This is a genomic window from Burkholderia sp. BCC1638 (genome assembly GCF_902833195.1).
Lineage (GTDB): Bacteria > Pseudomonadota > Gammaproteobacteria > Burkholderiales > Burkholderiaceae > Burkholderia > Burkholderia diffusa.
Map to the genome: position 1 here is coordinate 103,631 of NZ_CADFEC010000005.1, position 12,066 is coordinate 115,696.

Genomic DNA, 12,066 nt, shown 5'->3' on the forward strand with positions numbered 1-12,066 from the left:
GACCGGATGCCCGGATGCCCGGATGCCCGGATGCCCGGATGCCCGGATGCCCGGATGTTCCGACGCCGGAAACGAAAAAAAGCCGCGCAGTGCGCGGCTTTTTCAGGAGCAGGGGACGCTTACGCGGCCGGCTTGCTCGAACGGCGCGATGCAGCAGCGCTCGCAGCCTTCGTCGCGACAGCGGCAGCCGCGTTGAAGTTCGTTTCGGCGATCTCGACGGCTTGCTTGGCAGCCTTCTGGACCGTTTCGTACGTCGTGTTCGCTGCGTTCAGTGCCGACTTCAGGGCGGCGACAGCCGTTTCCGAACCGGCCGGGGCGTTCTTCGCGACGTTGTCGACGAGCGCTTGGACCTTCTTGTTCTGCTCTTCGAATTGCGCTTCGGCAACCTTCGCGAACTCGGCTTGCGTCGACGAGGCGATTTCATACAGGTGACGGCTGTACGACAGCACCTTTTCCGCGACCGGCTGCGACAGGCTCGCTTGCAGCGCGATCAGTTCCTGCGCGTCCTTCACCGACAGCAGGCGCTGCGCGTTTTCCTGGCTTTCCGCCAGCGACGACTTCACGACCTGCAGGTTGAGTTCGATCAGCTTTTCGACGCCTTCGAACGCCTTGGTCGTCAGACCGAACAGGCTTTCGAGGTTGGCTTTCTGTGCGGCGGCGATTTGCTCGGGGGTCAGCAAGGACATGTCAAGCTCCTGAAAAGCGATCGCGTCGATCGCAGGGTAAGGGGCACTACGCTGGGGAACCACGGATCCGCGTGCTTTGTGCAACGCAGCAATGTGTCGTATTTTAGGGCAGAGAAAACGCTTGTCAAGTATTTTTTGTGCGTTGCACAATCGCGACAAATTATCGATAAAACAACGAGTTATCAGGCCCATCCGGAATCGGTTTCAGGCGTGGTCCCACATGGTGCGCACCGGGCCGGGGAAGGCGCGGCGCACCATGATCATGCACAGGTAAACCTGACAGGCATGTGGAACGTTATGCTTCTGTTCCTGTCGAAAAGCGCGCCGTTTCACTGCGCGTGCCGTGGCGATGTGCCGCCGCCGCGGTCGACACCGGTGCCGCAGGCACACCGAGCGCCGGGTACGTACTTTCCCCGCTTTAATTCGTCGCCAAAGTGACGTTATCTCAATTAACCGTGTGGTAATCGGGAGACGGGTGCTGTCGGGCAGCGCATCTCATCAATTTTTTCGATGGGAGCGGGAGGGTTGATCGACTCGTCGTTGGTCAACTCTTACATTCCGGTTTAACGACGATCGGTAAGTGCCTAATATTGCTCTTTTTTTCAGCTTTAACTACACTTGCGGAAACTCCCGCCCGCTTTGTCCAGACCCCAATGAAAGCCGAATCGTTTTCACCGCGCAGATTGTTGCAGAGCATGACGCTCAGCACGGCTGTGTCGGTCGCCGTCGCCTTGCTGGCGACCGCTGCGTCCGTCGCACCCGCTGACGCCTTTGCCGCCACTGCGAAGACCCACCAGGCCGCCAAGAAAGCCGCTTCCACATCTTCGGCGAAGAAGAAGACGGTGAAGGCCGCCTCCGCGAAATCCGCCAACGTCGCGTCGGCCGATGCGCCGAAGGCAACGCGCAAGCGCGCGACGCTCGCGTCGAACGTGCACGGCCACCGCGGTGCGGTGCGCAAGGTCGCGTTCCAGCCGCGTCGCCCGACGGTCGGTCAGGCATTCGGCCTGCACGACACGCCGGACGCGCTTGCGCTGCGCTCGAGCGTCGCATACGTCGTCGACCAGAACACCGGCGAGCCGCTGTTCGACAAGAATTCGCACGCCGTCGTGCCGATTGCGTCGATCTCGAAGCTGATGACGGCGATGGTCGTGCTCGACTCGAAATCGCCGATGACCGACCAGCTCGAAGTCACCGACGAAGACCGCGACTACGAGAAGGGCACGGGCTCGCGCCTGTCGGTCGGCTCGGTCCTGTCGCGCGAGGACATGCTCCACATCGCGCTGATGGCGTCGGAAAACCGTGCCGCTGCCGCGCTGTCGCGCTACTACCCGGGTGGCCGTCCCGCATTCATCGCCGCGATGAACGCGAAGGCGAAGTCGCTCGGCATGAACGACACGCACTTCGAGAATTCGACGGGTCTGTCGAGCTCGAACGTGTCGAGCGCGCGCGACCTCGTGAAGATGGTCAACGCGGCGTACCAGTACCCGATGATTCGCCAGTTCTCGACCGACCGCACGTACGACGTCAATACGGGCAAGCGCAACCTGGTCTACAACAGCACGAACGCGCTGATCCGCGGCAACGGCTCGTGGGACATCGGCCTGCAGAAGACGGGCTTCATCAACGAGGCAGGCGAATGTCTCGTGATGCAGGCGACGATCCACGGCCGGCCGATGGTGATGGTGCTGCTGGATTCGTTCGGCAAGTACTCGCGTTTCGCCGACGCGGCGCGCCTGCGCAACTGGCTCGACGCCGGCGGCGGCGAGCGCCTGACGGCGGCCAACACGGCGAGCGGCGGCACCTGATCGTGCCACGGCGGTTCGCCGCCGTACCTTCGCCGCAAAGAAAAAGCCCCGCAATCGCGGGGCTTTTTTTCGTCCGGCCGCCGTGCGGCGGGCGGTGCGGGTCATGCGTGCCGTTGCAGCCCTTCGGCGTCCTTCGCGGGCTCCGGCCGATAGCCGAGCGATTCCGAAATGGTGAGGGCGGTGCGGCTCAACTGGCCGAGCCACGCGTCCTGCAGGCGATCGGCCGGTGCCGACAGCGAGAGACCCGCGACGAGCTTGCCCGAGTCGTCGTAGATGCCGGCCGCGATACAGCGCACGCCCAGCTCCAGTTCCTCGTTGTCACGCGCGCACGATTGCTGGCGCACGAGCGTCAGTTCGCGCTCGAGCTTCGCGATGTCGGTAATGCTGTTCTGCGTATGGCCGGACAGCCCGGTGCGCGTCGCGTAGGCGCGCACGCGCGACGTTTCGTCGACTGCGAGAAACAGCTTGCCGACCGACGTCAGGTGCAGCGGCGCGCGGCCGCCGATCGCGCGGACGACCTGCATCCCCGAGCGCTCCGAATACGCGCGCTCGATATAGACGATTTCGTCGCCCTGGCGTACCGATAGGTTCACGGTCTGGCCGGTCAGGCGGTGCAGTTCGCGCATCGGCATCAGCGCGGCGTCGCGTACCGACAGGCGCGCCTTCACGAGGTTGCCGAGCTCGAGCAGCCGCATGCCGAGCCGGTAGGTGCCGGGGTCGGAGCGGTCGACGAGGCGGCAGGTCACCATGTCGTTGAGGATGCGGTGCGCGGTCGACGGATGCAGCTCGGTGCGCTGCGCAAGCTCCTTCAGGCTGACGGGGTCGCTGTGCGCGGCGAGCGCGTCCAGCAGCCGCATCATGCGTTCGATCACCTGGATCGACGTTTTGGAATCCGGGGTGGGTTGGCTCATGTCGGGGGGGAATCGGTTGACGCATCAAGCGGTGGTTGCGTCGATTGTATCTCGTATCGTGAAAAAAGCGAACGCCGTTCGAGGAAGTCCTCGTTTCCGGCCGTGCATGCTTGCGCACGCGCCGGCGTTGGTCTTGCCGGCCAAACGGCGGATAATGAGAGCCGTTTTCTCGAAGGAGCGCATATGCGAGTCGGTTTGTTCGTGACCTGCCTGGTCGACCTGATGCGTCCGGAAATCGGTTTTTCCGCGCTGAAACTGATTCGCGAAGCCGGCTACGAGGTGTTCGTGCCGCCCGCGCAAACCTGCTGCGGCCAGCCGGCCTACAACTCGGGCGACCGCGTGCTCGCACGCGATCTCGCCGAAAAGACGCTGCGCGAGTTCGAGCAGTTCGACTACGTCGTCGCGCCGTCGGGCTCGTGCGGCGGCATGATCCGCACGCACTACGGCGACCTGTTCCGCGACGACCCCGAACTGATGGGGCGCTATGCGCGATTTCAGCAGAAAGTCTATGAACTGACCGATTTCCTCGCGAACGTCGCGAAGGTGACGCTCGCGCCCGGCGAATTCACGGGGCCCGTCACCTATCACGACTCGTGCTCGGGCCTGCGCGAGCTCGGCGTGAAGGCGCAGCCGCGCGCGTTACTCGCGCAGCGTGGCGTGGCCGTCACCGAGATGAAGGACTGCGAGCACTGCTGCGGCTTCGGCGGCACGTTCGCGGTCAAGTACGGCGACATTTCGGCGGCCATCGCGGATGAGAAATGCGCGAACGTGCGCGCATCCGGCGCAGGCGCCGTCGTGCTCGGCGATCTCGGCTGCATGCTGAACATCGAAGGGCGGTTGCGCCGCATGGGCGACCGCGACACGCGCGTGCTGCACGTCGCGCAGGTGCTGGCGGGCGACGTCTGACGCCCGGTTCCGCTCACTTTTCCCCGATACCGCGATGCAAGTCCAATCGATGCATTTCAAGGCTCGCGCCGGCCAGAAGCTGGCCGACCAGCGCCTGCAGCAGAACCTGAAGAAGCTGTCGACGAAATTCGTGTCCGCACGCGCTGACGCGATGACCGCGATCGACTTCCAGGCGACGCGCGACGCGCTGAAGGCGCGCCGCAACCGTGCGCTGGAGAATCTCGACGTGTGGCTCGAGGCGTTCGAACGCGAGGCGACGCGGCGCGGCACGACGGTGCTGTTCGCGGAAACGACCGCCGACGCCGCGCGGCTCGTCGCCGACATCGCGCGACGCCACGACGTGAAGAAGGTCATCAAGACGAAGTCGATGGTGTCCGAGGAAATGCGCCTGAACGCGGTGCTCGCCGAGATGGGCGTGCAGTCGATCGAGACCGACCTCGGCGAATACATCCTGCAGATCAACGACAACGAGCCGCCGAGCCACATCATCGCGCCCGTCGTGCACAAGGACAAGGACGAGATTGCGGACCTGTTCGCGCGCACGCACCACCGCGAGCGGCTGACCGAAATTCCCGACATGACGCGCGAGGCGCGTGAGGTGCTGCGTCCGCATTTCCTGTCGGCCGACATGGGGGTGACGGGCGGCAACTTCGTGATCGCCGAGACGGGGTCGGTCGCGGTCGTCACGAACGAAGGCAACGAAGGGATGTGCACGGTGATGCCGCGCGTGCATGTCGCGGTGACGGGCATCGAGAAGGTGCTGCCGACGCTCGAGGATCTCGCGACCGCGATGCGTCTGCTGCCGCGCTCGGCGACCGGGCAGAAGACCTCGAACTATTTCTCGCTGCTCACCGGGCCGCGTGGCCCCGGCGACGAGGACGGTCCGGAGCACAACTACGTGGTGCTTGTCGACGGCGGTCGCACGGGACTGATCGGCGGCCAGTTCCAGGAGATGCTGCGCTGCATCCGCTGCGGCGCATGCATGAACCACTGCCCGGTATATCAGAAGGTCGGCGGGCACGCGTACGGATGGGTCTATCCGGGCCCGATGGGCTCGGTGCTGACGCCAAGCTACGTGGGGCTCGACCGAGCGCTCGACTTGCCGCAGGCCGCGACGCTGTGCGGCGAATGCGACAGCGTGTGCCCGGCCGGGATCCCGTTGTCGCACTTGCTGCGCACGCTGCGCGAGAAACAGGTCGAGCGGCATCTGAGGCCGTGGCGCGAGCGCGCCGCGCTCGCCGCGTGGGGCTTTGTCGCGCGCCGGCCGATGCTGTACGCGCTCACGACCAAGCTCGCGGTGCGCATCCTCGAGCGGCTGGGCGGCAGCGGCGGCACGCTGCGGCGGCTGCCGATGATGGGCGGCTGGATGGATACGCGCGACATGCCGACGCCGACCGGACGCACCTTCCGCGAACTGTACGCGGCATCGCAAAGCCATCTCGGCTGACGACTGTTCATCGAGCGACAACAGTGCGTTCGCTATTCATGTATTTATCTCGATAGGTGCGGTCTATAGAATCCTGCCTGTAGTCCCCGGAATCGGGTTTCGGGGCATGAGGTCAAGGAGCCGCATCATGAGAAAGACAATATCGATGTACTGGCCGCTGGCAATCGTTGTTCCGCTCGCCGCTGTCGCTTATCTGCACGCGATGGCCGACGCGCCGTCGCGTGGCCCGCTCGCCGTTCATCAGGCATCGGCCGAGCTCGCGCGCGCGGTGTCGTTCGGGCTGGTCGGCGACGCGGCGAAGCCGTTGCCGGCCGTATCCGGCGACGTCGTGCTCGCCGCACCCAAGGCGCTGTAAGGCACGCCGCCGTCGCTTTGCGCGGCGGCGCGATTCCGGGCGCCTTTGTATAATGGCGCGTTCTTCTTCCGCGCGGTTCGCCGCGGCTTTTCGATAGTGCGATGACCCGCGTTGCGATCTGTTTCGTCTGTCTCGGCAACATCTGCCGTTCGCCCACGGCCGAAGGCGTGATGCGCCACCAGGTCGATGCGGCCGGGCTGGCCGATCGGATCGCGATCGACTCGGCCGGGACCGGCGACTGGCACGTCGGCGAGCCGCCCGACACGCGCGCGCAGGCGGCGGCCCGCACCCGCGGCTACGACCTGTCGGCGCTGCGGGCGCGGCAGGTGAGCGCGGTGGATTTCGAGCGGTTCGATCTGCTGCTGGCGATGGATGAAGCCAATTTCGCGGAATTGCGGCGGCGCTGCCCGCCCGAGCATCGCGACAAGGTGCGCCTCCTGATGGAATTCGCGCCGGGCGCGACCGAGACCGAAGTGGCGGATCCTTATTTCGGCGGCGCGCAGGGCTTCGAACAGGTGCTCGACCAGGTCGAGCGCGCATGCGCGGGCCTGCTGGACACCCTCCAGAGCGGCGCCGCACGCTGATCGCGGCGGGGTGTATTCAGCGATCTGCGAATACCCTGTCGAAGACATGGATACTTGACTAAAACCGTCAAATATTTATACTTGACCAAAATCGTCAAGATTGCAGTCCCCTAGACACCATGAGACTCACCACCAAAGGCCGTTTCGCCGTCACGGCGATGATTGACTTGGCACTGCGCCAGGAGCAGGGCCCGGTGACGCTTGCAGGCATCAGCCAGCGCCAGCGGATTTCGCTCTCGTATCTCGAACAGCTGTTCGGCAAGCTGCGCAGGCATGAAATCGTCGAATCCGTGCGCGGCCCGGGCGGCGGCTACAACCTCGCGCGCCGCGCGCAGGACGTCACCGTCGCCGACATCATCATCGCGGTCGATGAACCGCTCGACGCCACGCAGTGCGGCGGCAAAGGCACGTGCGACGGCTCGAAGCAGCCCGACGGCCATTGCATGACGCATGAGCTGTGGTCGACCCTGAACCAGAAAATGGTCGAATACCTCGATTCGGTATCGTTGCAGGATCTCGTCGATCAGCAGCGCGCACGCGAAGGCGCACCCGCGGTGCTGCGCGACCGGCGCACGCCGGAGCCCGTCGCGGCGCCGGCCGAACCGGTGCGCACGATGCCGCTCGGTCCCAATTCGGTGTTCAACATCGCGAGTTCGTGAGCGCGAACGCGCCGCACACCCCATAACGCACATAGTCCCTGCACAGAATTCCCGGAGCGACAGATGACCCAAGAGACTCTCCACCTGCCCATCTATATGGATTACAGCGCGACGACGCCGGTCGACCCGCGCGTGGTCGACAAGATGGTGCCGTATCTGCGCGAGCAGTTCGGCAACCCGGCGTCGCGCAGCCACGCATACGGCTGGGACGCGGAACGCGCGGTCGAGGAAGCGCGCGAGCAGGTGGCCGCGCTCGTGAACGCGGATCCGCGCGAGATCATCTGGACGTCCGGCGCGACGGAATCGGACAACCTCGCCATCAAGGGTGCCGCGAACTTCTACAAGGGCAAGGGCAAGCACATCATCACGGTGAAGACCGAGCACAAGGCCGTGCTCGACACCTGCCGCGAGCTGGAGCGCGACGGCTTCGAAGTCACCTATCTCGACGTGAAGGAAGACGGCCTGATCGACCTCGACGTGTTCAAGGCCGCGCTGCGCCCGGACACGATCATCGTATCGGTCATGCACGTGAACAACGAGATCGGCGTGATCCAGGACATCGAGACGATCGGCGAGATCTGCCGCGAGAAGGGCATCGTGTTCCACGTCGACGCCGCACAGTCGACCGGCAAGGTCGAGATCGACCTCGCGAAGCTGAAGGTCGACCTGATGTCGTTCTCGGCGCACAAGACCTACGGTCCGAAGGGCATCGGCGCGCTGTACGTGCGCCGCAAGCCGCGCGTGCGCATCGAAGCGCAGATGCACGGCGGCGGCCACGAGCGCGGCATGCGTTCAGGCACGCTGGCGACGCACCAGATCGTCGGCATGGGCGAAGCGTTCCGCATCGCGCGTGAAGAAATGGCGACCGAGAACGAGCGCATCCGCATGCTGCGCGACAAGCTGCTGCGCGGCCTGTCGCAGATCGAGGAAACGTACGTGAACGGCGACATGGAGCACCGTGTCCCGCACAACCTGAACATCAGCTTCAACTTCGTCGAAGGCGAGTCGCTGATCATGGCGATCAAGGACGTCGCGGTGTCGTCGGGCTCGGCGTGCACGTCGGCGTCGCTGGAGCCGTCGTACGTGCTGCGTGCACTCGGCCGCAACGACGAACTCGCGCACAGCTCGATCCGCTTCACGGTCGGCCGCTTCACGACGGAGCAGGACGTCGACTTCGTGATCGCACTGCTGAACAGCAAGATCGCGAAGCTGCGCGAACTGTCGCCGCTCTGGGAAATGCACCAGGAAGGCATCGATCTGTCGACGATCGAATGGGCCGCACACTGAACACCGCATTGAATACATTCGCGGGCGGATTTGCGCACGCAGACGTAACGAGTCAAGGAGTCTGAGTCATGTCATACAGCAACAAGGTTCTGGATCACTACGAAAACCCGCGTAACGTCGGTTCGTTCGCGAAAGACGACGACGCGGTCGGCACGGGCATGGTCGGCGCGCCGGCCTGCGGCGACGTGATGAAGCTGCAGATCCGCGTCGGCGCGGACGGCGTGATCGAAGACGCGAAGTTCAAGACGTACGGCTGCGGTTCGGCGATTGCGTCGAGCTCGCTCGTGACCGAATGGGTGAAGGGCAAGACCCTCGACGAGGCGCTGTCGATCAAGAACACGCAGATCGCCGAAGAGCTGGCCCTGCCGCCGGTGAAGATTCACTGCTCGATTCTCGCGGAAGACGCGATCAAGGCAGCCGTGGCCGACTACAAGAAGCGCCACGACACGAAGGAAGGCGATCAGGCAGCGGCCTGAGCGGCATCGAGCGGCTTGTGAAGGAACGCGGCGGGCCCGGGTGGCGCGCCGCGGCAAGGACATCATGGCAATTACACTGACCGAAAAAGCAGCACAGCACGTCCAGAAATACCTCGTCCGTCGCGGCAAGGGTGTGGGCCTGCGGCTTGGCGTTCGCACGACCGGGTGCTCGGGGCTCGCGTACAAGCTCGAGTATGTCGACGAACTGGCCCCCGAGGATCAGGTGTTCGAGAGCCATGGCGTGAAGGTCGTCGTCGACCCGAAGAGCCTCGCGTACATCGACGGCACCGAGCTCGACTTCGCACGCGAAGGCCTGAACGAAGGGTTCAAGTTCAACAACCCGAACGTCAAGGACGAGTGCGGTTGCGGCGAATCGTTCCGCGTGTGACGCGGGTATCCGCGCGATGCGGGCAAGAGGCGGCACGAGCCGCCTTTTTAATGTGCGGCGTTTGCCGCGCGACGAACCGGAATTGAACGCGACGATGGTTTCGCTGAAAGACAGCCACTTCGATCTGTTTCACCTGCCGGCGCAATTCGCTCTCGACGAGGCTGCGCTCGACAGCGCGTATCGCACGGTGCAGACGCAGGTTCACCCGGACCGCTTCGCGGCGGCCGGCGACGCGCAAAAGCGCATCGCGATGCAATGGGCGACCCGTGCGAACGAAGCCTACCGCACGCTGCGCGATCCACTGAAGCGCGCGACCTATCTGCTGTCGCTGCGCGGCGTCGATATCGGTGCCGAAAACAATACCGCGATGGAGCCCGCGTTCCTGATGCAGCAGATGGAGTGGCGCGAAGGCATCGAGGATGCCGCGGCCGCCCGCAACGTCGACGCGCTCGATGCGCTGCTCGCCGAGCTGCGCGACGAAAAGCGCGTGCGCCTCGAGCGCCTCGGCACGCTGCTCGACAGCGCCGCCGATCAGGCCGCCGCCGAAGCCGTGCGTCAGCTGATGTTCATCGAACGGGTCGCGTCGGAAGTGGGCGCGCAGATCGAGCGCCTCGAAACTTAACCGCGTGCCTCGCGGCACGCGCAGCAAACGGGCCGAGCGCCCGAACGAACCAAGATGGCTTTACTGCAAATTTCCGAACCGGGCATGGCGCCGGCGCCGCACCAGCGGCGACTCGCTGTCGGGATCGATCTCGGCACGACGAACTCGCTCGTCGCGGCCGTGCGCAACAGCGTGCCCGAAGTGCTGCCGGACGAGGCAGGCCGCGCGCTGCTGCCGTCGGTGGTCCGTTATCTGGAGCAGGGCGGCCGCCGCATCGGCCACGAAGCGAAGGAACAGGCCGCGACCGATCCGCGCAACACGATCGTGTCGGTCAAGCGCTTCATGGGCCGTGGCAAGGCGGAAGTCGAAGGCGCGGCGAACGCGCCTTACGAATTCGTCGATGCGCCGGGCATGGTGCAGATCCGCACGATCGACGGCGTGAAGAGCCCGGTCGAAGTATCGGCCGAGATTCTCGCGACGCTGCGTTACCGCGCGGAAGACACGCTCGGCGACGAACTGGTCGGCGCGGTGATCACGGTGCCCGCGTACTTCGACGACGCGCAGCGCCAGGCGACGAAGGACGCCGCGCGTCTTGCGGGCCTCAACGTGCTGCGTCTGCTGAACGAACCGACCGCGGCCGCGATCGCCTACGGTCTCGACAACGCGGCCGAAGGCCTCTATGCGGTGTACGACCTCGGCGGCGGCACGTTCGACCTGTCGATCCTGAAGCTGACCAAGGGCGTGTTCGAAGTGCTGGCCGCGGGCGGCGACTCCGCGCTCGGCGGCGACGATTTCGACCACGCGCTGTTCGATCACGTACTTGCGCAAGCCGGCATCGATGCGAAGACGCTCGCGCCCGAGGACGTGCGCCTGCTGCTCGATCGCGTGCGCGTGCTGAAGGAAGCGCTGTCGTCCGCGCCGCAGGCGTCGCTCGACGTGACGCTGTCGAGCGGTGCCCGGATCGAGCAGACGATCTCGCACGACACGTTCGCCGCGCTCGTCGAGCCGCTCGTGCAGCGTACGCTGACGCCGACCCGCAAGGCATTGCGCGATGCGCAGGTGAGCCCGGCCGACATCAAGGGCGTCGTGCTCGTCGGCGGCGCGACGCGCATGCCGGTGATCCGCGAGGCGGTCGCGAAGCATTTCGGCCAGCCGCCGCTCGTCAATCTCGATCCGGACCAGGTCGTCGCGCTCGGCGCGGCAATCCAGGCCGACCTGCTCGCCGGCAATCGCGGCAGCGGCGACGACTGGCTGCTGCTCGACGTGATCCCGCTGTCGCTCGGCGTCGAGACGATGGGTGGTCTCGTCGAGAAGATCATTCCGCGCAATTCGACGATTCCGATCGCGCGTGCACAGGAATTCACGACCTTCAAGGACGGTCAGACCGCGATGGCGATCCACGTCGTGCAGGGCGAGCGCGAGCTCGTCGCCGACTGCCGGTCGCTCGCGCGGTTCGAGCTGCGCGGCATCCCGCCGATGACGGCCGGTGCGGCGCGCATCCGCGTGACCTACCAGGTCGATGCGGACGGGTTGCTGTCGGTGTTCGCGCGCGAGCAGCATTCGGGCGTCGAGGCGTCGGTTGTCGTGAAGCCGTCGTACGGCCTCGCCGACGACGACATCGCGAAGATGCTCGAGGACAGCTTCAAGACCGCCGAGATCGACATGCGGGCGCGCGCGCTGCGCGAAGCGCAGGTCGAGGCCGAGCGGATGATCGAGGCGACGCAGGCGGCGCTGGCGGCCGACGGCGAATTGCTCGACGACACCGAACGCACGCAGGTCGACGCGCTCGTCGCGGCGCTGCGCACGATCGCGCAGGGCGACGACACGGACGCGATCGAAACCGCGACCAAGACGCTGGCCGACGGCACCGACGAATTCGCGGCGCGCCGGATGGACAAGAGCATCAAGCGCGCACTGTCGGGCCGACGGCTCGACGAGATCTGAACGAACTGCGTGCGGGC

Annotated in this window: 13 protein-coding genes; 11 read left to right on the top strand and 2 right to left on the bottom strand. The window is 65.4% G+C overall.

Annotated elements, in window-relative coordinates:
* Positions 1 to 119 precede the first annotated feature (119 nt).
* Positions 120 to 686, bottom strand: a complete 567-nt coding sequence (locus HWX22_RS07505) for a phasin family protein (protein WP_059450463.1) — start codon at positions 684 to 686, stop codon at positions 120 to 122.
* 653 nt (positions 687 to 1,339) lie between these two features.
* Here HWX22_RS07505 and pbpG point away from each other — a divergent pair.
* Entirely contained in the window at positions 1,340 to 2,491 is a 1,152-nt protein-coding gene (pbpG, locus tag HWX22_RS07510) for a D-alanyl-D-alanine endopeptidase (protein ID WP_175908674.1), read from the top strand.
* A 101-nt stretch (positions 2,492 to 2,592) separates the two neighbouring features.
* Here the strand turns inward: pbpG and HWX22_RS07515 are convergent, their stop codons facing one another.
* Positions 2,593 to 3,402: an IclR family transcriptional regulator gene (locus tag HWX22_RS07515; RefSeq protein ID WP_059535866.1), complete on the bottom strand. Its 810-nt coding sequence runs from the start codon at positions 3,400 to 3,402 to the stop codon at positions 2,593 to 2,595.
* 183 nt (positions 3,403 to 3,585) lie between these two features.
* Between HWX22_RS07515 and HWX22_RS07520 the strand changes: the two genes are divergently transcribed.
* The 10 genes from HWX22_RS07520 (at position 3,586) to hscA (ending at position 12,049) form a co-directional block, all read left to right on the top strand.
* Positions 3,586 to 4,308, top strand: coding sequence for a (Fe-S)-binding protein (locus HWX22_RS07520; protein ID WP_175915326.1), 723 nt, complete (start codon positions 3,586 to 3,588; stop codon positions 4,306 to 4,308).
* Positions 4,309 to 4,342: 34 nt separating this feature from the next.
* Complete coding sequence (locus HWX22_RS07525) at positions 4,343 to 5,755, top strand: lactate utilization protein B (RefSeq protein ID WP_175908672.1); 1,413 nt, start codon at positions 4,343 to 4,345, stop codon at positions 5,753 to 5,755.
* A 127-nt stretch (positions 5,756 to 5,882) separates the two neighbouring features.
* On the top strand, positions 5,883 to 6,110 hold the full coding sequence (locus tag HWX22_RS07530) for a hypothetical protein (RefSeq protein ID WP_059817843.1): 228 nt from the start codon (positions 5,883 to 5,885) through the stop codon (positions 6,108 to 6,110).
* 101 nt (positions 6,111 to 6,211) lie between these two features.
* Complete coding sequence (locus HWX22_RS07535; RefSeq protein ID WP_175915327.1) at positions 6,212 to 6,694, top strand: low molecular weight protein-tyrosine-phosphatase; 483 nt, start codon at positions 6,212 to 6,214, stop codon at positions 6,692 to 6,694.
* 119 nt (positions 6,695 to 6,813) lie between these two features.
* Entirely contained in the window at positions 6,814 to 7,353 is a 540-nt protein-coding gene (iscR, locus tag HWX22_RS07540; RefSeq protein ID WP_009691731.1) for a Fe-S cluster assembly transcriptional regulator IscR, read from the top strand.
* A 63-nt stretch (positions 7,354 to 7,416) separates the two neighbouring features.
* On the top strand, positions 7,417 to 8,640 hold the full coding sequence (locus tag HWX22_RS07545) for an IscS subfamily cysteine desulfurase (protein WP_175915328.1): 1,224 nt from the start codon (positions 7,417 to 7,419) through the stop codon (positions 8,638 to 8,640).
* Between the two features lie 68 nt (positions 8,641 to 8,708).
* Complete coding sequence (iscU, locus tag HWX22_RS07550; protein ID WP_009691729.1) at positions 8,709 to 9,116, top strand: Fe-S cluster assembly scaffold IscU; 408 nt, start codon at positions 8,709 to 8,711, stop codon at positions 9,114 to 9,116.
* A 64-nt stretch (positions 9,117 to 9,180) separates the two neighbouring features.
* On the top strand, positions 9,181 to 9,504 hold the full coding sequence (gene iscA, locus HWX22_RS07555) for an iron-sulfur cluster assembly protein IscA (protein WP_011885413.1): 324 nt from the start codon (positions 9,181 to 9,183) through the stop codon (positions 9,502 to 9,504).
* Positions 9,505 to 9,598: 94 nt separating this feature from the next.
* Positions 9,599 to 10,126, top strand: coding sequence for a Fe-S protein assembly co-chaperone HscB (hscB, locus tag HWX22_RS07560; protein WP_034176899.1), 528 nt, complete (start codon positions 9,599 to 9,601; stop codon positions 10,124 to 10,126).
* 54 nt (positions 10,127 to 10,180) lie between these two features.
* Positions 10,181 to 12,049: a Fe-S protein assembly chaperone HscA gene (hscA, locus tag HWX22_RS07565; protein ID WP_175915329.1), complete on the top strand. Its 1,869-nt coding sequence runs from the start codon at positions 10,181 to 10,183 to the stop codon at positions 12,047 to 12,049.
* Positions 12,050 to 12,066 lie beyond the last annotated feature (17 nt).